This is a genomic window from Serratia bockelmannii, assembly GCF_051803255.1.
Classification (GTDB): Bacteria; Pseudomonadota; Gammaproteobacteria; order Enterobacterales; family Enterobacteriaceae; genus Serratia; species Serratia bockelmannii.
Map to the genome: position 1 here is coordinate 1,347,439 of NZ_CP196512.1, position 20,203 is coordinate 1,367,641.

The 20,203-nt window shown below is 59.5% G+C and carries 23 protein-coding genes; 11 read left to right on the plus strand and 12 right to left on the minus strand.

What is annotated here, in order from left to right; translation table 11 throughout:
* Positions 1–354: 354 nt before the first annotated feature.
* On the minus strand, positions 355–792 hold the full coding sequence (locus tag ACSJLU_RS06450; protein WP_004939694.1) for a PACE efflux transporter: 438 nt from the start codon (positions 790–792) through the stop codon (positions 355–357).
* Between the two features lie 112 nt (positions 793–904).
* Here ACSJLU_RS06450 and ACSJLU_RS06455 point away from each other — a divergent pair, with 112 nt between their 5' ends.
* Complete coding sequence (locus tag ACSJLU_RS06455) at positions 905–1,798, plus strand: LysR family transcriptional regulator (RefSeq protein ID WP_025301946.1); 894 nt, start codon at positions 905–907, stop codon at positions 1,796–1,798.
* Between the two features lie 16 nt (positions 1,799–1,814).
* Here ACSJLU_RS06455 and ACSJLU_RS06460 read toward each other — a convergent pair whose 3' ends face one another.
* Complete coding sequence (locus ACSJLU_RS06460) at positions 1,815–2,378, minus strand: DedA family protein (protein WP_025301947.1); 564 nt, start codon at positions 2,376–2,378, stop codon at positions 1,815–1,817.
* Between the two features lie 50 nt (positions 2,379–2,428).
* Positions 2,429–3,106, minus strand: a complete 678-nt coding sequence (locus ACSJLU_RS06465; RefSeq protein ID WP_025301948.1) for a DJ-1/PfpI family protein — start codon at positions 3,104–3,106, stop codon at positions 2,429–2,431.
* 91 nt (positions 3,107–3,197) lie between these two features.
* Here ACSJLU_RS06465 and ACSJLU_RS06470 point away from each other — a divergent pair, with 91 nt between their 5' ends.
* The 3 genes from ACSJLU_RS06470 to pbpG all read left to right on the plus strand — a co-directional run bounded on the left by ACSJLU_RS06470 (position 3,198) and on the right by pbpG (position 6,372).
* Positions 3,198–4,142, plus strand: a complete 945-nt coding sequence (locus ACSJLU_RS06470; RefSeq protein WP_342096513.1) for a GlxA family transcriptional regulator — start codon at positions 3,198–3,200, stop codon at positions 4,140–4,142.
* 45 nt (positions 4,143–4,187) lie between these two features.
* Positions 4,188–5,291: an adenosylhomocysteinase gene (locus ACSJLU_RS06475; RefSeq protein ID WP_342096512.1), complete on the plus strand. Its 1,104-nt coding sequence runs from the start codon at positions 4,188–4,190 to the stop codon at positions 5,289–5,291.
* Between the two features lie 151 nt (positions 5,292–5,442).
* The gene (gene pbpG, locus ACSJLU_RS06480; RefSeq protein WP_025301951.1) at positions 5,443–6,372 is read left to right on the plus strand and encodes a D-alanyl-D-alanine endopeptidase; all 930 of its coding nucleotides are present in this window, start codon (positions 5,443–5,445) and stop codon (positions 6,370–6,372) included.
* Between the two features lie 34 nt (positions 6,373–6,406).
* Here pbpG and ACSJLU_RS06485 read toward each other — a convergent pair whose 3' ends face one another.
* Positions 6,407–6,862: a GNAT family N-acetyltransferase gene (locus tag ACSJLU_RS06485; RefSeq protein ID WP_025301952.1), complete on the minus strand. Its 456-nt coding sequence runs from the start codon at positions 6,860–6,862 to the stop codon at positions 6,407–6,409.
* Positions 6,863–6,938: 76 nt separating this feature from the next.
* Here ACSJLU_RS06485 and ACSJLU_RS06490 point away from each other — a divergent pair, with 76 nt between their 5' ends.
* From ACSJLU_RS06490 to ACSJLU_RS06510, 5 genes are all read left to right on the plus strand, one after another.
* A complete protein-coding gene (locus tag ACSJLU_RS06490; protein ID WP_049203833.1) occupies positions 6,939–7,343 on the plus strand; it encodes a VOC family protein in 405 nt (134 codons plus the stop codon).
* A gap of 119 nt (positions 7,344–7,462) precedes the next feature.
* Positions 7,463–8,368 (plus strand): alpha/beta fold hydrolase, encoded by a 906-nt coding sequence (locus ACSJLU_RS06495; protein ID WP_342096511.1) that lies wholly within the window; start codon positions 7,463–7,465, stop codon positions 8,366–8,368.
* A gap of 184 nt (positions 8,369–8,552) precedes the next feature.
* Positions 8,553–9,557, plus strand: coding sequence for a TauD/TfdA family dioxygenase (locus tag ACSJLU_RS06500; protein WP_439041066.1), 1,005 nt, complete (start codon positions 8,553–8,555; stop codon positions 9,555–9,557).
* An 11-nt stretch (positions 9,558–9,568) separates the two neighbouring features.
* A complete protein-coding gene (locus ACSJLU_RS06505; RefSeq protein ID WP_025301959.1) occupies positions 9,569–10,486 on the plus strand; it encodes an AEC family transporter in 918 nt (305 codons plus the stop codon).
* Between the two features lie 122 nt (positions 10,487–10,608).
* Complete coding sequence (locus ACSJLU_RS06510) at positions 10,609–11,529, plus strand: DUF808 domain-containing protein (protein ID WP_147822935.1); 921 nt, start codon at positions 10,609–10,611, stop codon at positions 11,527–11,529.
* A 229-nt stretch (positions 11,530–11,758) separates the two neighbouring features.
* Here the strand turns inward: ACSJLU_RS06510 and ACSJLU_RS06515 are convergent, their stop codons facing one another.
* The 7 genes from ACSJLU_RS06515 to ACSJLU_RS06545 form a co-directional block, all read right to left on the minus strand.
* Entirely contained in the window at positions 11,759–12,298 is a 540-nt protein-coding gene (locus ACSJLU_RS06515; protein WP_060432638.1) for a GNAT family N-acetyltransferase, read from the minus strand.
* A gap of 112 nt (positions 12,299–12,410) precedes the next feature.
* The gene (locus tag ACSJLU_RS06520) at positions 12,411–13,436 is read right to left on the minus strand and encodes a MerR family transcriptional regulator (RefSeq protein ID WP_025301962.1); all 1,026 of its coding nucleotides are present in this window, start codon (positions 13,434–13,436) and stop codon (positions 12,411–12,413) included.
* A 233-nt stretch (positions 13,437–13,669) separates the two neighbouring features.
* Positions 13,670–14,119, minus strand: coding sequence for a type II toxin-antitoxin system PemK/MazF family toxin (locus ACSJLU_RS06525; RefSeq protein WP_049208951.1), 450 nt, complete (start codon positions 14,117–14,119; stop codon positions 13,670–13,672).
* Positions 14,120–14,271: 152 nt separating this feature from the next.
* Positions 14,272–15,084, minus strand: coding sequence for a MetQ/NlpA family lipoprotein (locus ACSJLU_RS06530; protein ID WP_025301963.1), 813 nt, complete (start codon positions 15,082–15,084; stop codon positions 14,272–14,274).
* Between the two features lie 129 nt (positions 15,085–15,213).
* On the minus strand, positions 15,214–16,065 hold the full coding sequence (locus tag ACSJLU_RS06535) for a DUF1460 domain-containing protein (protein ID WP_049208950.1): 852 nt from the start codon (positions 16,063–16,065) through the stop codon (positions 15,214–15,216).
* A gap of 104 nt (positions 16,066–16,169) precedes the next feature.
* Positions 16,170–16,712, minus strand: coding sequence for a GNAT family N-acetyltransferase (locus tag ACSJLU_RS06540; RefSeq protein ID WP_043136785.1), 543 nt, complete (start codon positions 16,710–16,712; stop codon positions 16,170–16,172).
* On the minus strand, positions 16,712–17,179 hold the full coding sequence (locus tag ACSJLU_RS06545) for an acyltransferase (RefSeq protein WP_099816722.1): 468 nt from the start codon (positions 17,177–17,179) through the stop codon (positions 16,712–16,714). The genes ACSJLU_RS06540 and ACSJLU_RS06545 overlap by 1 nt, the downstream gene beginning before the upstream one ends.
* A gap of 205 nt (positions 17,180–17,384) precedes the next feature.
* Here ACSJLU_RS06545 and ACSJLU_RS06550 point away from each other — a divergent pair, with 205 nt between their 5' ends.
* Positions 17,385–17,975, plus strand: coding sequence for a Yip1 family protein (locus ACSJLU_RS06550; RefSeq protein ID WP_019453944.1), 591 nt, complete (start codon positions 17,385–17,387; stop codon positions 17,973–17,975).
* A 54-nt stretch (positions 17,976–18,029) separates the two neighbouring features.
* Here the strand turns inward: ACSJLU_RS06550 and ACSJLU_RS06555 are convergent, their stop codons facing one another.
* Entirely contained in the window at positions 18,030–18,881 is an 852-nt protein-coding gene (locus ACSJLU_RS06555; protein WP_025301968.1) for a DMT family transporter, read from the minus strand.
* 598 nt (positions 18,882–19,479) lie between these two features.
* Between ACSJLU_RS06555 and ACSJLU_RS06560 the strand changes: the two genes are divergently transcribed.
* The gene (locus ACSJLU_RS06560) at positions 19,480–20,196 is read left to right on the plus strand and encodes an ABC transporter ATP-binding protein (RefSeq protein ID WP_127146460.1); all 717 of its coding nucleotides are present in this window, start codon (positions 19,480–19,482) and stop codon (positions 20,194–20,196) included.
* The last annotated feature ends 7 nt before the right edge of the window (positions 20,197–20,203 follow it).

The following is a 20,203-nucleotide window of genomic DNA, read 5'->3' on the forward strand; positions in this document are numbered from 1 at the left end:
GAGGTCGTGGCATCATTCCGCTGTTTATTGTGTATACAGCCGCCATTAAATAACGGCGTGGCATGCTACCGTTTCCCGATAAATGTGGCAAAAAAACCTGCGTACAAAGTGTGAACAATGGTGTGTATTTTTTAAACTGAAAACAAAAGCGCATATTATTCAGTAAGATGAGTCTCATTATCAACACGGAAATATCGAACGATAAAAGTGATTGAAATCACAGAATAATAATTACCGTGCAAATTAAAGGGATTTGGAGGTTATTTCGCGTGAGGGGGGAAGGCGGGCGGAAAATAAAGCGATGGCGCCTGCGCGGCAATGAGCGTGCGCAGGCGAATCGGACGAGGAGCAGGCTTAGGCGGATTCACCGGCCGGCAGAGCCGAAGCCGGCAGGCCGAACAGCTTGTCGAACGCCCAGTTAAACAGGAAGGTGTAGCAAGGAATGATGACGATCAGCGCCATATCCAGCAGCAGCGCCTGCCACAGCGTGATGCCCATCCACCAGGCGATCAGCGGGATCAGATACACCACCAGCGTCAGCTGAAAGCCGACGGCGTGCAAAATGCGGCGTTTGAGCGTGCGGGTGCGCGACACCTGGCGGCTTTCCCACCACTCGAATAAATAGTTGTAAATAAAGTTCCAGCTTACCGCGATGGTGGTGATCACCACCGCCAGCGGCCCGGTGCTGCTTGGCGCATGGCCCGACAGCAGCGCCAGCCCCAGCGCCGAGATCGCCATGCCGATGATTTCATAAGCGGTGACATACACCAGTTTGCGTTTGACGCCTTGCATCGTTTTCTCCCGATCTGTTTTTAGTTGCCTCTGTGGCGACGGCGGCTAAGATAACGTCAATCATATTGATAGAAAAAGTCAGGAGCTGTCAGTTTTTCTGACAGGTTGAGCGATGAATTTTTCCAGCGACAACATCGAACTGTTTTTGGCGGTGCTCGACCGCGGCTCATTTTCCGCCGCCGCCCGCGCGTTGCGGCGCGTACCGTCTGCGGTCAGCATGGGCATCGCCAACATGGAGGCGGAGCTCGGTTTCGCCTTGTTCGACCGTTCTCACCGTGAACCGACGCCGACCGCGCTGGCGTTGGCCCTGGCGCCGCACGCCCGCCTGATCGCCGGGCAGCTCAAGCAGCTGCAGGTGCACGCCATCGAGCTATCCCAGGGGCTGGAGAGCCGGCTTTCGATCGGCGTGGCGTCGGATATTAACGGCGCCGGCCTGCTGGCGGCGGTGAAAACGCTGTCGCAGCGTTATCCGCTGCTGAACATTGAAGTGCTCAGCGCGCCGCAGGACGACGTGCTGCACATGCTGCATCAGGAGCGCATCGGCGTTTGTCTGGCGTTCGGCGGGCTGAACGTCAACAGCGCGGAACAGTTTCACTTCGTCGGCGCGGAATCGCTGGTGGCGATGCTGTCGCCGCAGCATCCGGCGCTGGACGGCGCGGCGGGTGAGCTGTTTCTCGAAGATCTGGTCAACGTGCGGCAGATCATGGTGGCCAGCCGCGATCTGCCGATCGGCGATCTGCGTCCGCAGGTGGCGGAGGCGTATTGGCGCACCGACAGCCTACCGATGGCGCTGAACATGGTGGAGGCGGGGCTGGGGTGGGGAAATTTCCCGCTGTCGCTGGCCGAGCCGCTGCTGGCGCAGGGGCGGCTGGTGCGGCTGAAATTCAAAAATACCAAGAACGAACTGCGCTTGCCGATGCATTTGATCTGGCTGAAGAACCGCCCGTTGGACAAGGCGGCGCGCGAGCTGGTCGAGCTGATGCGCACGGCGCCGCAGGAAAGCTGACGCCCGCTGCGTTTGCTTACTCCGGGTGGCGTTTACGCCACCAGAAACGCACCAGCAGGATGGCGGCGATCGCCAGCGCGACAAACAGCAGGCCGGAGAGTTTTTTGTCGAAGCCGGTAACGAAGCGTTCGATCGCCTGGCCACCAAAATAACCGAGCATGACGAAGATCGTCGCCCATAAAATAGCGCCGAGGATATTGAGCGGTACGAAGCGCGACGGCGGCAGGCGGCTGGCGCCGATCAGCACCGGGCCGATGATGCGGAAACCGTACATAAAGCGCACCCCGATAACGAACAGCATCGGGTGGCGAGCGATCAGCCTTCTGGCGCGCGCGATGCGCTTTTCCTGTCCCTTGAGCCGCGAGATGACGCGGCCTTCAAACCGGCGGCCGGCGAAGTACAGCAACTGGTCTCCCATCATGCCGCCCAGCGCCACCACCGCGATCACCCACGGCCAGTGCAGCAGCCCTTCGTGGGCGGCGATGCCGCCCAGCAGCGTGATGGTCTCCCCTTCCGCCAGGCAGCCGATAAACAACGCCCAGTAACCGTAGTCCGTAATGTAGTGGGCCAAATCGGTCATTCCTTACTCCTTATGTGGCTGACGCATAAGGGCAAGTATACGCCCGATCGCTAGCCTTGGGCGATTTGGGCCACCAACGCTCTGCGCCGCGCCAGGCTTTCCGCCATTTGTGCCTGTACCTTGGCGTAAATGTGCGGCGGGGCCAGTTCCGGCGTGCCGCCCTCGAACGGCGGGGCCGGGGCGTATTCCAGATAAAGTTGGATCGTCTGAGCGGTGTCTTCGCCGTGCAGTTCGGCGATCAGCGCCAGCGCGAAATCGATGCCGGCGGTGACGCCGCCGCCGCTGATTACGTTGCCGTCGCGTTCTACGCGAGCAGCGCTGGGTATGGCGCCGAACAGCTTCAGGCTATCGCGCATAGACCAGTGGCAGGCGGCGCGTTTACCCAGCAATAACCCGGCGGCGGCTAGGATCAGCGAACCGGTACACACCGAGGTCAGGTAGCGAGCATCGGTGCCCAGCCGACGGATTTGCCGCATGAATGCTTCATCCTGTAATGCCTGGGTGCAGCCGCTGCCGCCCGGCACGCACAGCACGTCGCAGCGCGCGATCTCCGGCAGCGGGCGCAGCTGAGTGAAGTGCAAGCCTTCCGATTCGACATCCGCGCCGTCTACCGAAGCGACGATGATTTCCGCGCCCGGCATGCGGCGCAGAAACTGCAGCGGGCCGGTGAAGTCGAGTTGGGTGACGCCTTGATAGATGGGAAATACAATCACGAGTGGTTCAGACATGACATTCGCCTCATTTTTATCGTTGGACCTGGGCCATAATAGCCGCCCTGTTTTTGGCTGATATGACAGATAACCCTCAAAAAGCGCCATCATGAAAACGATCGGTTTTGTGGTCTTTCCCGGTTTCAACCTGCTGGACTTTGCCGGCCCGCTGGCGGCGTTCGATAACGTCAACCAGTTTACCGATCCGCCGGCCTACCGCTGCGTGGCGATTTCGCCGCAGGGTGGCATGGTCGCCAGCTCGGCCGGGGTGGAGATCGCCACGCAGCCATGCGGTGACGAGCGTTTCGATACGCTGGTGGTGGCTGGCGGCAGCGGCAACGTGATGGCGGCGCAGTCACCGGCGCTGACGGGGTTCCTGACAACCCACAGCCGGCGTGCGCGCCGCATCGCCAGCGTGTGCACCGGCGCGTTTATTCTGGCGGCCTGCGGCTTGCTGGACGGCAAGCGCGCCACCACCCACTGGTATCACGCGGCGCGATTGCAGCAGAGTTATCCGCGTATCCGTGTCGACAGCAACCGCATTTTCATTCGCGATGGCGATATCTGGACCTCGGCCGGCATCAGTGCCGGCATCGATCTGGCGTTGGCGCTGATCGAAGACGATCTGGGCGCCACCCTGGCGGCGGCCGTGGCGCGGCAGCTGGTGGTCTACCACCGACGCCCCGGCGGGCAGTCGCAGTACTCGCTGCTGCTGGCGCTGAATCCGTCGTCGGATCGCATGCGTGCAGCGCTGTCGTTCGCGCGCGAACATTTGCACCTGCCGCTGTCGGTGGCGGATCTGGCCGACGCCGCCTGCCTGAGCGAGCGGCAGTTCGGTCGGCTGTTCCGCGCCGAAACCGGGCAGACGCCGGCCAAGGTCATCGAGCAGCTGCGGGTGGAGGCGGCCAGGGTGCGCATCGAAGAGAGCGCCGAGCCGCTGGAGGCGATCGCCCGCTTGGTGGGGTTCAGCGATCCGGAGCGCATGAGGCGGGCATTTATCCGCGTATTTGGCCTGTCGCCGCAGGCGATCCGCCGGCTCGGCCGCGCGGGATAATTTTTTTGCCACGCCTGGCGGCGGGGCACACCAGAGGAGCAACGGATGTATCAGGATTTTGAGAGCGAATTGAGCTGGGCGACGCGCCATATGCCGCGCACCCGGGCGGCGGTGGCAGCGTTGCCGGACCTGCATGGGGTGCGGCTGGCGTGCAATATGCACCTGGATCTGAAAATGGCGCCGCTGGTGGCCGGCCTGCTGGACAAGGGCGCGTCGATCTTCCTGACCACCTGTAATCCCACCACGGTACAGAACGACGTAGTGGCCTGGCTGGAACGGCGCGGCGCGCAGGCTTACGCCTGGCGTGACATGAGCGTCGGCGAATGGTCGGAATCTTTCGATCGCGCGCTGGCCTGGCGGCCGACCCACCTGTGCGAAATGGGGGCGGATCTGACCACCCGTCTGCACCAGTCGCCGAGCGGCCCACAGATCGTCGCCGGGTTGGAGGCCACCGGATCGGGCATCAGCCGGTTAAACGGCGTGGCGCCGCGCTACCCGATCTTCAACTGGGACGATCTGCCGGTGAAAGAGGGGTTGCACAATCGGCATATGGTTGGGCTGACCGCCTGGCACACTTTCTTCCAGACCACCCATTTGACGCTGCACGAAAAGCGCGTGCTGGTGATCGGCTACGGCCTGGTTGGGCAGGGGACGGCGGCGGCGGCCAGGGCGTACGGCGGCCAGGTGATGGTGGCGGAAATCGATCCGGCGCGTGCGCTGCAGGCGCGTTATGACGGCTGGCAGGTGGTGGATCTGGCGAGCGCCGTCGCGCAGGCGGACGTGATCGCCACCGCGACCGGCGCGAAAAACGTGCTCTCGGCGCAGCATCTGCAACTGGCGCAGGACGGCGTGTTTATCCTCAACGTCGGCCACGTGGCGGAAGAGATCGACGTCGGCTTCCTCAAGGGCTTGCCGCACCACGAGCCAATGCCTTATGTGAACGCTTACCAACTGAATGAAAAGACGGTCTATTTGCTGGCCAACGGCTCGATGTTCAACCTGACCGCCGGCTATGGCGACAGCCTCAACGCCTTCGACGTGACGCTGGCGGTAATGGCGGCCGGCATCGGCCATATCGTCGGTGCCGGGGCGCGGCAAACGCCGGGGCTGTACCTGCTGCCGCAGTCGGCCTGGCAGCCGGCGCTGTAACTTTTTCGACGCGGGCGTTCATCCCAGAGCGCCCGCGGGCTGCGTCGTTTTTCGGCCGACAGAATTTGTCACAAATCCGCCATACAATCCCAGTGCCAAGCGCTGAACCCTCACATATAATTCGCTGAATTCAAGCCCCCATTTCAGAGTAATGCCTGTGAAAATACGTGTTTTGGTTCTGACTCTGCTCGCTTTGCAGGCGGGCGCAGGCTTTGCGCCACGCGCGCTGGCCAGCGACAACGCCGCCGCCGTACACGCCACCCAGCCGGAGCTGGCCTCCGGCAGCGCGATGGTTGTCGATATGCAAACCCATAAGGTGATGTACGCGCGCAACCCGGATGAAGTGGTGCCGATCGCCTCGATCACCAAGCTGATGACCGCCATGGTCACGCTGGACGCGCACCTGCCGCTCGACGAGATGCTGTCAGTGGACATCCACCAGACGCCGGAGATGAAAGGGGTGTATTCGCGGGTACGGCTGAACAGCGAAATCAGCCGCAAGGACATGCTGCTGCTCGCGCTGATGTCGTCGGAAAACCGCGCGGCCGCCAGCCTGGCGCACCACTATCCGGGGGGCTACAACGCCTTCATCAAAGCGATGAACGCCAAGGCCAGGGCGCTCGGCATGACCAATACCCATTATGTGGAACCGACCGGGCTCTCTATTCATAACGTGTCGACGGCGCGCGATCTGACCAAGCTGCTGATCGCCACCAAACAATACCCGTTGATCGGCCAGCTCAGTACCACCACCGAACGCATGGCCAGCTTCAAGGATCCCAACTACACGCTGCCGTTCCGCAACACCAACCACCTGGTGTACAACCCGAAATGGAACATTCAGCTGACCAAGACCGGCTTCACCAACCAGGCGGGGCACTGCCTGGCGATGCGCACCATGATCGGTAACCGCTCGGTGTCGCTGGTGGTGCTGGACGCCTTCGGCAAATATACCCACTTCGCCGACGCCAACCGTCTGCGCAGCTGGATCGAAACCGGCAAGGTGACGCCGATCCCGGCCGCCGCCCGCGACTATCGTCGCCAAAAAGACGCCAGCCTGGCGAAAAACGCCACCGAATGACCCGCCTGGCGGTCCGCCCGTTTGCGGCGGGCCGCTATCGGCCCTCGGGCCGTCTGATGACAAATCCCCGCTCGCGATCGCCGTCGAAGCCCGCTTTCAGGTAGAGCTGGTGCGCGCCGGTGCGTTGCTGCCCCGACAACAGCATCACCTTGTAACAGCCTTTTCGCCAGGCCAGCTGCAGCGCGTATTCGATCATGGCGAGCGCCACGCCGTGGCCGCGGTAGGGCTCCGCCGTCACCACGTGTTCGATGACGCCGAACGGCTGCGCCTGGTGCGCCAGCCCCGGGATCAGCGCCAGCATGCAGGTGGCGATCGGGTGATCTTCTTTCGCCGCCACCACCAGACGGATCGCCGGATCGTCCAACAGGCGTTGCAGGGTTCGGCGCGCATCGTCGGCGCGCAGCGGCGCGTCCTGCGGGCGCAGCTCGCGATACAAGGCTAACAGGCCGTTGAGATCGTCCGGCTGCGCCAGGCGATGAATGATGCTCATGGTTGCTCCTTTCCGCCGCTTCAACGGTAATCCGCTATCCTCCATTAATACCACAACGTTTGCCGGAGGGGATGTTATGAGTCAGGTTTCGACCTTTGTCATGTTCCAGGGAGAGGCGCAGCGGGCGATCGATCTCTACAGCCAGGTGTTCGAGCGTTTTCGGCTCATGCAGGTACAGCATTACGACCCGACGCCGGACGGCCGGCGATTGATCAAGCATGCTGCCATCGATTTCGATCGGCAGAACTTGGTGTTTATCGACAGCCCGATCAGCCATGACTTTAGCTTCACCCCGGCGGTGTCGCTGTTCATCAACCTGCCTAACGAAGAAGCGTTGGAGCGGGCGTTCCACCGGCTGGCGGAGGGCGGCAAGGTGCTGATGCCGCTCGATGACTACGGCTTCAGCGCCCGTTTCGGCTGGCTCAACGATCGTTTCGGCCTTTCCTGGCAGCTCAATGTGCCGGCGGGCGATCTGCCCTGACGCTAAGGGAGAATGTGCAAAAGAATGGTAATTACTGCTGTTATTTCATATTGTTATAACCATTTTGGCGAGGAGCTTTGCCGTAGGAAATACCGACAATATTCATGGAAAGGTGCGCTTTGATTGATTTTGACCGCTATGTTGAGCAAGCGAAGTCTTACGGCGAGTGGCCGGGCGGGCATGTGGAGATGTTGTCCGGTCGCGTTGAGGGATTGAGCTATCGCCTGTATCGGCAAACTGCCGCGAGTGCAGACGTGATGGTGGTGTATCACGGCGGCGGGGTTAACAGCGCCGCCGGGTATGACGTCCTTGCGCGCCAGCTGGCCGCCGAGCCGACGCTCGCGGTGTGTCTGGTAGATATCCGCGGACATGGTGATTCCAGGGGAGAGCGGGGGACGGTTGAGCGGCCTGAGCGTATTTGGCGCGATGTCGATATCATCCTGGCAGAAATGCGCCGCCGGTTTCCGCTGGCGCGCAGACACCTGCTTGGCCATTCGAGCGGCGCCGGCATGTTGCTCAACTACTTGACCCGTTACCCTGGCGAACAGCAGGCGGACAGCCTGATCATGCTGGCGCCCGAGCTGGGTCCATTTTCCGGGATGGCCCGCGATCTGGCGGCGGCGGCCCGTTTTGCTCAGGTGCGCCAATGGCCGTTTGTCGCCAATGCGCTCAGCGGTGGGCGATGGTTCGGGCAATCCCGGGCGGTCAGCCTGAATTTTCCCCCAGCCGTGCTGGCCGCCGCCCCCGATTTTGTCTGCCAATACAGTGTCAATATGGCTAACGCCTTGACGCCTCGCGCCCCGGCCAAGCAACTGGCGGCGCTGCGATTACCGACTTTGCTGCTGGCGGCCGCGCAGGACGAGTTGTTCAATGCGCAAGCGATGCAGCGTTTCGTTGAACAGCATGGCAGTGCGCATGTTGCCTTTGGCTTGCTTGAGGGCAGCACGCATTTATCGTGCGTATTTGAGGCCCACGGTCATGTCCTGCGCTATCTCTCGGGCGTATTCGCTATCGCATCCGATTGAGACGTATGCGCGTAGCTGTTTGTTTATTAATCACTTCTTCTCCACCGCTAACTGGACGGAGGAGTGGTGATTAAGATCACGAAATTAGTTAATAAATCTTTATGAATTTGATTGCATAATGTTAACATCCTGCCGCTTTCATTAGGCTTGCTAATGATATTCTTATTGTCAAGGAATGCTCAGGATGGATTACCAAAACGTCTTTCAATTGACGGATCAGGAAAGAAACGAGTTATTTTCGGCATTAGATAAAATTGCTTACGATCCCGCCGGCGGTGATGCGTATATTCACGCTATACGTTCGGCCATGATCACCCACTTACCCCACAGATTAAGCGCTGCATTAAGCCAGCAAAAGGCGTCAATCAAACCACGGCCTTATCTTATTTTAAAAAATGTGCCGGTGGATAAAGAAGTGTTCTTTTCCCATTGTCCGAACCAATATACGCCTTCGGCCAAATCAGGGAATATCAGTGAAAACCTGTTGGTCGGCATCTCTTCGCTAATTGGTGAACCCTATTCGATGTATTTCGAAGGGAAAGAACTGATTAATAATCTGATCCCCAAACGCGAAGCCAAAAAAGAATATACCGGTCTGGGGTTCGATGTTGAATTGGATTTCCATATTGAAAATGCGGCCCTGAAACACCTGGAGCAGTTCAACGTCTCGCCGATGGGGTTGCTGTTGGCCGGCGTGCGCCGCGATCCGCACAGCCCGATGACGCGTATCTCCGATTCGCGTTTGGCTATCGCTCAACTGAGCCGCGAGGACGTCGAAACGCTGGCCAGCCCGCTGTACAGCATCAAGCTGCCATACCGTTGGCGCCAGTCCACGCAGGCCGGGCGCGAAGAAACCGCGCTGGTGCCGCTGATTTCGCAAAACCATGTTCTGCCGGATGTGAGCGCCGTTTTCTATCCCGGCATGATTGCCGCCAGCACGCCGCGAGCGGAAGCCGCGCTGGAGCGTTTCTACGGGCTGGTGAAAGAAAATGCCATCAGCATCGATATTTGCCCGGGCGATTTGGTGTATATCGATAACCGTTTTGCGCTGCATTCACGCGATAAATTCACGCCATCTTTCGATGAAAGAGATACGCCGTTACGCTGGGTGCAACGCGTCTTCATTTCGGCAAGCTTGTGGAATCACCGCAACCTCAATCAGGTTGAAGAGCGCATTTTCTCGATTTAAGGTTATTATTCATGCTGAACGTTTTTCTTTCTATATTGCCGATTTTTTTGTTAATCGTGCTGGGCTATTTGTCAAAGCTCTATGTTAAAGACGTTGCCGTATTTTGGGGCTTTTCAGACAAATTCGTTTATTACCTGTTTTTTCCGGCGCTGTTGATATTGGATATCAGCGAGGCGGATTTTAGCGGCGCGGACAGCTTTTATCCCGTTGTGGCGACCATAGTTTCCACGCTGGCCATCGCGTTGATTATTTTCGTTGGCAAACTGTTTTTCAATACGTCGGCCGATCTGTTTACCTCCATTTTTCAGGGCGGAGTCAGATATAACTCTTATGTATTCATCGCGCTGTCGCAATCGCTGTTCGGCAGCGAGGGGGTGGCGCTGTCCGGTTTCTTCGTGGCCTATATGATCATTCTGACCAACATCATGAGCGTGTTGGTGATGAACCATTACGGCACCGGCAGCAAGAAAAGCCTGAGCGGCGCGCTGCTGGCGCTGACGAAAAACCCGCTGATCATCGGCGCGTTGTTCGGGGTGCTGATGAACCTGTGCAACCTGCACATCACCGGCGCGCTTAAACAGCTGTTCGTATATCTCTCCAACGCCGCCACGCCGCTGAGCCTGATGTCGGTCGGCGCAGGGTTGATCGTCAGCATGCATATTCGCAAGCTGGTTTCCATCTCTTATGCGACCGTGCTGAAACTGGTGGCCATGCCGCTGATTACCATTGCGCTGGTGCACTATTTCGGCGCCACCGGCGTGCCGGCCAGCATCGCCATTCTCTACTCCGCCGTGCCTTGTGCCGGCAACGCCTATATCCTGGCGCGGCAAATGGGGGGCGATCATGAAGCGATGGCCTCCATCATCACCTGGACGACGCTGCTGTCGGTGATTACCGTCACCTTCATCCTGGGCAGCGTAGCGCTTTAACGCCGGCGCCGGGCGGCAATCGCCCGCCCGGCATTTTCCGAGATCCTCCCATATCCTTTCATGATGCTTTACCGCTATGCTAAACATAGAATGGCCCGTGAATATGAAAAGGATGAATCATTTTGGCAGGAAGTAGCTTACTTACCCTCATCGACGACATTGCCTCGTTGCTGGACGATGTCTCGTTAATGAGCAAGATGGCGGCGAAAAAAACCGCCGGGGTGCTGGGGGACGATCTGGCGCTCAACGCGCAGCAGGTCACCGGCGTTAAAGCCGACCGCGAGCTGCCGGTGGTGTGGAGCGTCGCCAAAGGCTCGCTGATCAACAAGGCGATCCTGGTGCCGCTGGCGCTGCTGATCAGCGCCTTCGCGCCCTGGGCGATTACGCCGCTGCTGATGGTGGGCGGCGCCTATCTGTGTTACGAAGGGTTCGAAAAGGTGTTTCACAGCCTGAGCCACGGCAAGGCGGCGCAGGAGGAAAAATCGGACGGGCCCGGCGCCAATGAGGACGCCGCGGCTTATGAGAAGCGCAAGGTGAAGGGGGCAATACGCACCGACTTCGTGCTGTCCGCCGAGATTATCGCCATTACCTTGGGCACCGTCGCCGGCGCCACCTTTAGCCAGCAGGTGATCGTCTTGTGCGGCATCGCCGTTGTGATGACGCTCGGCGTGTACGGCATCGTCGCCGGCATCGTTCGGCTGGACGATCTGGGGCTGTATCTGAGCCGCAAACGCAGCGCAGTGGCGCGCTCCCTCGGCGGCGGCATCGTGCGCGCCGCGCCTTATCTGATGAAAACGCTGTCGATCGTCGGCACTGTTGCCATGTTTATGGTCGGCGGCGGCATCCTGACCCACGGCCTGCCGCCGGTGCATCACCTGTTCGAAGACTGGGCCTCGTACACCACCGTGGTGCCGACGTTTGGCCATCTTTTGCAGGGTGTGGTTCCGGCACTGCTGAACGTGGCATTCGGGCTGGTGGCCGGCGGCGTGGTGCTGGCGGTGGTGTCGGCGCTGGGCGCGGTACGCACGCGTTTCAAGGCATGATGAAAAGTCTCGCCCCGGAAGGGGCGGGACGTATGAGACGGATTAAAAGATCAGTTTGAGAACGCCGGTAATCGTCAACAAACCCACGATGAAGATGATGGCGACAATCCACAGAATAATTTTCATTCACTTCTCCCTTACCGGTTAGATGGCGTGCGCGATTGGCGCTAACTCAATGAAATCCCTCTTCACTATAGACGCTAACTTCCTATCGTGCGTCGCCATGCATTCAAGGATGCCGATTGTCGCCGTCACCCAGCGCGCGCTGCATAATCTGCGTGTCACGCCATTCCCCCAGTTTGAACCCCACGGCCTTTAACGTTCCGGCGCTGGTAAAGCCGAGCGACTGGTGCAGCGCCAACGAACCGCGGTTGGCGGCGGAATCACCGACGATCGCCAGCATCTGGCGCCAGGGGCCTTGCTCGCAGCGGGCGATCAGCGCGCTCAGCAGCGCCTTGCCGACGCCTTTCCCCTGTTGCCCTTCGGCGATATACACCGAGTCTTCTACGGTAAAGCGATAGGCCGGCCGGGGGCGATATGGTGTGGCATAGCAGTAGCCCATAACACGGCCTTCGCTTTTCGCCACCAGCCAGGGCAACCCGGCTTCCCGCACCTTGCCTAGCCGCAGCTGCATTTCCGCCAAGGTCGGCGGCTGTTCTTCAAACGAGGCGGCACCGTACAGCACGTGGTGAGTGTAAATTTGCAGCACGGCGGCCATATCGTCCGGCGTGGCATCGAGGAGGCTGAGTACGGGAGCGGAGAGCGTCATGGTAATGCCTGTTTACCTTGGAAATCAGCAGATAAACGCCATTATGCGCGCCGCTCGCCGCCGGGATAAATCGGGTTTTCTTATGGTGAGATAAGAAAATCCTATGAGCTATTCAGCCGCGCATCAGCCGGGCCACGGCCTGGCGCAGATAGGCCAGCAACGGCGGAGTCAGCCAGGTGCCCTCGGTCAGCGAGGGTTCCCGTTCCATCGCTTCACGGATCTTCATCTGCGTCGCCGGGTTGGTGCCGGCATAGGATTGGAACAGCGCCAGCCAATCGGCCGCCAATCGCACCGCCTCCGGCGAATCGGCAGGTATGCCGTCGTTCATTGCTTGATGGAATTGAGCGATCAGAGCCGGCCACTCCTGCAGGCGGGTGAAATAGTGTTGACGCACGTAGGCGTACTCTTCCACCGACAGGTATTTTTGATAGACAGCCAGCTTGGTTTCGGCAAAGGCGCGGGTGATGTAGTCCGTCATCGTCGGTGTAATGCCGGTCTGTTCGCGCATCGACGGTTCGTCGGCGTGCATGGCGTTAAGCCGGGTGAGAAAGGCCGGGTTGCCGGCGGTGTCGCGTTCCAGCATCAGCATCCAGCGGCGTGCCATCGCCTGAGCCTGTGGCGCCTGAGGTTCGATGCCTTCCGCCATCAGTTGTCCCACGCTGCTCACCAATGCAGCCCATTCCTGATTGCGGGTGGGATCAGCTTGGTAGAATGGTAGTTGCATCAGCTCATCGGCGGTAAAGTATTTATCGTACATGGTCATTAACTCCAACGTAGTCAGCCAGTCGTTCAGTTCCGGTTCGTGCCCGGCGGAAAGTTGGGCATGCATGTGCTGCAGCCGGCCGCGCAATGCGGCGATCTGTGCCAACTGCTGCTCCAACATGGCGATCTGCTGCTCAATCACCGCCGGAAGCGCTGGCCCTGAACGCGCGAGAATTGCCCCGACTTCCGCCAGCGAAACGCCCATCCGGCGCAGCGCCTGGATGTGGTGCAAGCGGGTGATGTCAGCCCGGTTGTATAAACGATAACCAGCGTCGGAACGCGCAGAAGGGACCAGCAAACCAATGCTGTCATAGTGATGCAGTGTGCGAACGGTAATGCCGGAACGGCGCGCCAGTTCGCCGACTTTCAATAACATATGTAGCTCCTCCCTTGTGCGTGCCGGGATACTAAAGCCTGACGCCACGTAAGGGTCAAGAGCGGGAAGAAAAGATGACGTTTTAAAAATCGGTAGGCGCCAGAGAGGCAAAAGCCCAGCTGGATGGCTGGGCTTCGCAGGTCCCTGAAAGGGAGGGTATAGCATAAGGGCCTTTATCGGCTACGGCGACAATTTCACCTGATTTGTCTGTTTTGTCAACAACAGCGTACTGGTCAGAACAGCATATTTTTGGCATTGATCGACTTAATGACGGCGCGTTGTATGTCAGCAACAAGCTCGCGCGACAGACACTGGGTAAGAAAGCCTCTCTCTTTACGGGCTCTGTTCAGCCGTTGGCGGCTGACTTGCTGCACCAGATCGCCCTTTGCCCAGCGCGTTTGCGGATGAAGGAATCTCATATCTTCGATGAGTTCACGCGTGATTTCGATGTGCAATCCCCGTTCGATCTTGTTCGAATCTCTGGTGGTCGACAGCGGTACGATAATGCAGGCGTTGCCGTTAATTTTGCCGTTTAACACAACAACTAAACGGTTCTTCACCATTTCTGGTGGAATGTGGCCATCATAAAAGCCGGCTTCATGCGGTTGGCAGACTGATAGGGGATAGTTGCCATAGTTGCACTCGAGAATTTCCCCGACCTTGGGGGCAAATTTGATCGGCATCGATACACTCCTTTGTTGTGAACAATCCGTGTTATGGAGGAATGAGCATGCGGGCGTTTTGCTTTTAGAGAAAGGTGTGGCGTAAGGAAACGGGGAATGAAAGTGAAATATTGCGGATTCGTGCGCAGAATCCGCCTTGATGGTGGCCGAATTTACCAGCCTTTCACCGCGCCGCCGTTGAAGATTTTCTCGGCGGCTTTGGCGACTTCGTCCGACTCATAGGCCTTGATGAAGTTCTGTACGTTTGGCGCGTCCTTGTTGTCTTCGCGGGTGACGATGATGTTGGTGTACGGCGAGTCCTTATCCTCGATGAAGATGCCGTTTTTGGTCGGCGACAGGCCGGTCTGGTTGATGTAGGTGGTGCTGATGACGGCGACGGTGACTTTCGGATCGTCTAACACGTGCGGCAGCTGCGCACCTTCCAGCTCCATGATCTGGTAATGATGCGGGTTGGCGCTGATATCCAGCGCGGTGGGCAGCAACCCTTTGCCAGGCTTCAGGCTAATCAGCCCGGTTTTTTCCAGCAGCAGCAGGGCGCGCCCCAGGTTGGTCGGATCGAGCGGGATGGCGATCACCGCGCCGTCCGGCAGTTCTTTCAGCGATTTTATCTTTTTGGAGTAGCCGGCCATCGGGAACACGAAGGTATTGCCGACCGCCACCAGCTTATAGCCGTGATCTTTGTTTTGCTGTTCGAGGAACGGGCGGTGCTGAAACACGTTGGCGTCCAGTTCGCCTTTGTCGGTGGCGTCGTTCGGCAGCAGCGAACCGCTGAAGCCGACCAGCTCGACGTCCAGCCCGTATTTCTCTTTCGCCACCTGCCTGGCGACTTCCGCCACGTCCTGTTCCGCGCCGTTGATGACGCCGACTTTGATATGGTTTTGGTCGGTTTTTTGATCGCAGCCCTGAAGCGCCAATACGGCGGCGAAGGCCGCCGCCAGAGGGGTGATACGCCAGCGTAAGGTCATCGAAGTCTCCCTGAAAAAAACAATAAAATCAGTTGGTTTTTGTCCTTACAGCTAAGCCTGAACCGCCGGCGAAGTCAAACGCTCGTTCAGCATAAACGGCTATAGCTTATAGCCGTTATGCGGCGGTGATTATCGGCTGAGCGAACGCAGCACCACGATGCCCGGCGTAGCCATCACGTAATCCATAAAGGGTGAGTCGACGACCTGCATGTTGGCCTTGCGCGAGGAGGCGTTGCGCAGCACCGGGCCATGGTCGGTCATCACGAAGATGCCGGTGTGGGTCACGTCCAGCCCGGCGAGGTTGGTGTAAATACCGATGTAGTCGCCGGTGCGCAGCTGGGCCAGCACCTTGTCGTCGACGTTGTCGCTGGGAATGTAGGTGACGCTGCGCTGCACGTTGGGCAAGCCGGGCAGGTAGCTGCTGCCGTCCGCCTTTTGATTGAGGTTTTTCACGAGGCTGACGGCGTGCGGGCTGAGCTGGGCGGTGATGTCTTCGGCCACTTTTTTCGGCCGCTGCGCCCAGTCGGTGAAGAAGTGTTTGCGCTGCGGGAAGGCGATGTTGCCGTCGACGTAGCGAATGTCTACCAGGCGCTGAACGAACTCGGCTTCGCTGCGGGCGGTGCTGAGCGCTTCCACATAATCGATGTAGGTGAAGCAATCCAGTCCGCGGAAGTCGATCACCAGCTGCTCGGGCGTGTTCTGCGAACCGATCAGACGGTTGGCGAGATACGGCGTGCCGAGAAACTCGCGCGAAATCAAATCGACGGTGCGACCATGCGGCTGCGCGGCGGGCCAACCGGCGCGCAGCGCGAGGATCTCACGCAGCTTGCTGCGGGTGCTGGCGTCCATCTCCGGCTGCACGCCCGGCGGCGAAACGGTGACGTCGGTCGGCGGCGTCGCGGGGGAGACGGCGGTGGAGCGTTCGGCGCATCCGCTCATAGCGATAGCTAACATCAGTAAAACAGCCTTGTTCTTGTTCATACGGCCCTCCCTGGGTGTCGCTGGCTTATCAGAGTAAGTGATAACAGTTCTCATCCGATGGTAGGGGTTAAAAAGTAAACATCACCTCAATGGCAATCGATAAATCAGTAACCGATTTCGCTATTGAACGGCAAATACCAGAACAGCGCGATTTCGTGATCGGCGATCTCCGGTTCGGCGCGGTACAGCAAACGGTCGATGCCGCCGAGGATAAACCCGTAATGCTGGTAACAGCGGCAGGCCGCCAGATTGTTGTTCTGCGTTTCGAGCATCATACCTGAGGTTTCCTGCTGCCGCGCCCACCGTTTGGCGCAGTCCAGCAGTGCCCCGGCGATGCCCTGACGGCGCGCATGAGCGCTGACGGCGATCTCGTCGATCAGGGTGTAACCGTTCCAGTTTTTGCTCAGCGTGATATGGCCAACGGCGTCGTTCTGACGATACGCCAGGAAGGTCACGCTGTCTTCGTTGGCGAACGGCGCCAGCGGATACCGTTTGCGAAATGGCGCCACCGGGCGGGTTGGCCAGCTGTCCACCGGGCTGTCGAACTGCGGCAGGGCGTAACAGGCGATGGTGAAGCTGAAATCGCCGCGGGCCAGATAATCGTCGGGCAACGCCTCAATGGCCGCGATGCGGATGGCCGGGTTCATTACGGCAGCTCCCGCAGCAGACGCGCCGGGTTGCCGGCGTAGATCCCCTTGCGGGTGATATCGCGGGTCACCACCGCCCCGGCGCCGATCACCGCGTCGTTGCAGATCTCTACCGCCAGGATCGTGGCGCCGGAGCCGATGGACACCCGATCGCCGATGCGCGTGCGCCCCCAACTGGCCGGATCGGCGTTGGGCGCGCCGTCCCGGAACAGATCGTTGGCGAAGGTAACGCCGTGGCCGACAAAGCACGCTTCGCCGAGGGTGACGTATTCGCAGATAAAGCTGTGCGACTGAATTTTACTGCGCGCGCCGATGCTGACGTGGCGCTGGATCTCGACGAACGGGCCGACGAAGACATCGTCGCCGAGCCGGCAGCCGTAAAGATTGCAGGGCTCGACAACGGTAACGTTGCGCCCGGCGTCGACGTCGACGATCCCCGCCTGACGGGTGGTGATTACGGATGACATGACCTTCCTCGCAGCCTGGTTTTTATGGTGGGAGTATAAGACAAAGCGCTGCGGCGTTGCGCTTTCCGCACGTTTTTTCGCCGAAAGACTATAATTAGTACAGGGGAGAGAGCCCCGTGGCCGCAATCCTCGCACGGGTAGCAGTCCGTCGGAGGTGTGAAATTCGTTCGCCGATCGCGGCCTACGGCGAGATAGGAGGTGTCTCATGGTCAGTCATGTTTGGGGACTTCTGGCGCATCCCAGCGCCGAGTTCGAACAGATCAAAAGCGAGAATGAAAGCGTCTCGCACCTATACACCCATCACGTGTTGCTCTTGGCAGCCATCCCGGTGGTCTGCGCCTTTATCGGCACCACCCAGTTGGGCTGGCTCTCCGGCGAGGGACATGCCATCAGGCTCGACATGTTTACCGCGTTTTATACCGCCGTGGCGTTCTACCTGCTGATGCTGGCGGGCGTAGCGGCCATGGGGAAAGTCATTCACTGGATGGCGCGGCGTTATGAATCGCGCCCCAGCCTGCACCGCTGCATGGTGTTCGCCGGCTACGTGGCGACCCCGATGTTCCTCAGCGGGGTAGTGGCGCTCTATCCGGTCGTCTGGCTGTGTCTGTTTGTCGGCATTATCGGCCTGTGCTATTCGGGCTATCTGCTGAATCTGGGGATCCCGCACTTCCTGAATATCGACAGTAAGGAAGGGTTCATCTTCTCCAGCTCGACCTTCGCCATCGGCATTCTGTTGCTCGAGCTGCTGCTTGGGGTGACGGTGCTGCTGTGGGGGTACGGTTCCTGGTTGTTCTGAGTTAACGGCTGTTGTTGCCCCCGCGCCGGTGGAACGGCGCGGGGGCTTTTGCTTTTATGCGCGGCGGAAAACCAGCATCACGCCGAGCACGATGCCCGCCATGCCCAGCAGGCTCAGCGCTGCTAGCGCGTGGCCGAGCAGCAGGTAATCCAGCAGGGCGGTCACCGCCGGGATCAGGTAGAACAGGCTGGTCACCTGCACCAGATTGCCGCGCTGGATAAGGCGATACAGCAAGAACGTCGCCAGCACCGAGATCACCACCGCCATCCACAGCAGCGGCAGCACGAACGCCGGCCGCCATTCGACCCGCAGCGGCTCAAACGGCAGTGCCAGCGTACACATCAATAATCCGACGGCATACTGCAGCGGCAAGACCGCCAGCGGCGGCTGCGTCATGCCTTTTTGCAGCAGGGTGCCGGCGGTCATGCAGCCCAGCGCGATAAAGGCGAACAGCATGCCGCTCAGCGAGAAGTGGGCCACCATCAGGCTTTGGTACACCACCAGCGTCAGCCCGACCATCGCCAGCGCCAGGCCGAGTGCCCGCAGCCCGGTGCAACGCCGCTCGGTGATGAACTGGGTGAGGATCGGCTGTACGCCGAGCAGCGTCGCCAGCACGCCGGGCGTAATACCTTGTTCCAGCGCCAGCAGATAGCAGATTTGATAGCTGCCGATCATCAGCACGCCGATCAGCACGACGCGCCAGCGGGTGCCGGGGGCGGGGAGACACTGGCGCTGCCACAGGCCGATGACCAACAGCACCGCCAGCGCGATGGCGCAGCGGAAGAACAGAAAAGCGAAGGCGGAGGCGTGCTCCAACCCCCAACGGGAGAAGATCGCGCCGCTGCTCCAAAGCAGGACGAACAGCGTAGCCAGGCCGGCATTGGCCCAGAGAGAAGGTAATCGCATATCAATTTCACCTGTCGTGAAAATTACAGGCTCCGGCGCGCGCGGCGGTCTACGCCTGAACGCAACAGATCAATAAGCCGGAGGTAAAAGTCGGTGTGGCTTAGCGCACAACCACAATGCGTGGCGGGTAAGCGGCAACCGCTGAAACGACAGAGGAAACGGCGGGTGGGGCAGAGGAAGCACACAGCAAAACGACGGCCGGAGCGGTCGTAAGAGTCGGATCTGTGCTGTGCGCCAACGGAGTCATAGGGGTTCCTGCAAACCGGAAATAAAACTAATCGCTTCAAACATAACCAAGTTCAGCGGTGCGTGCAATCGGAAATCACAATGATTCAAATGATAATGAAAATCATTATCATTAATTAAAAGGTGTGCTATGTTGCTTTTGCCGCGCAGTGTTGACGCAGGGGCGCGGCTTGCTCCCAGTCTCGCGGCACGCAGCGCGTGCGGCAAAAGAGGTTGCGATTCGCTTTTGCAGAAGGCGCGGAATCGTGGTAAAAATATTGATATGTTATAATATAACAATTAACGCATAATGAATTCAATTCACGACACCCTCCGCGTTGATGGAGTTAGCCTGACCGGCCACGGCGGGGCATTGATACTCGACAACATCCATTTCGCGCTCCGTTCCAGTGAAAAGCTGGCGGTGATCGGCCCTAACGGCAGCGGCAAGTCCAGCCTGTTGCGCGCCCTGATCGGCGAAACGCGGCCGGACAGCGGCGGCATTTACTGGCGAGGGCGCGCCTTGTCCGAGTGGTCGGCGGCGGAACGTGCCAGAAGCATCGCCTTTCTGGCACAAAACGATCTGCCGGATTTGCGGCTGTCGGTTGAGGACTACGTGGCGTTGGGCCGTTTACCGCATGGCGAACGCTCTGCGACGGGAAAGCGCATTGTTGACGAGGCCATCGGGGAAACCGGGCTGGCGCCGCTCAGGCACCGCCCGTTGGGGCGGCTCTCGGGCGGTCAGCGTCAGCGTGCTGCACTGGCCCGGGCGTTGGCGCAGTCTCCCGATCTGTTGTTGCTGGATGAACCGACCAATCACCTCGATCCGCCCGGGCGCTCGGCGCTGCTGTCGTTAGTGAAAAATAAAGACATTGCCGTGATTGCAGTGCTGCACGATTTGCCCGTGGCAGAGGCGTTTGCCGATCGGATCCTGGTGCTCAACGAAAGCCGCCAGGTAGCCTGTGGTACGCCCGAGGCGGTGTTGCAGACCCCGGTGATTCTGCCGGTGTTCGGCATGAACAGTTTCAAGGTGGCGCACCCCGTCAGCGGGAAAACGCTGCGTATTTTTGACGTTCCCCATTGCGCTTGATAAACCA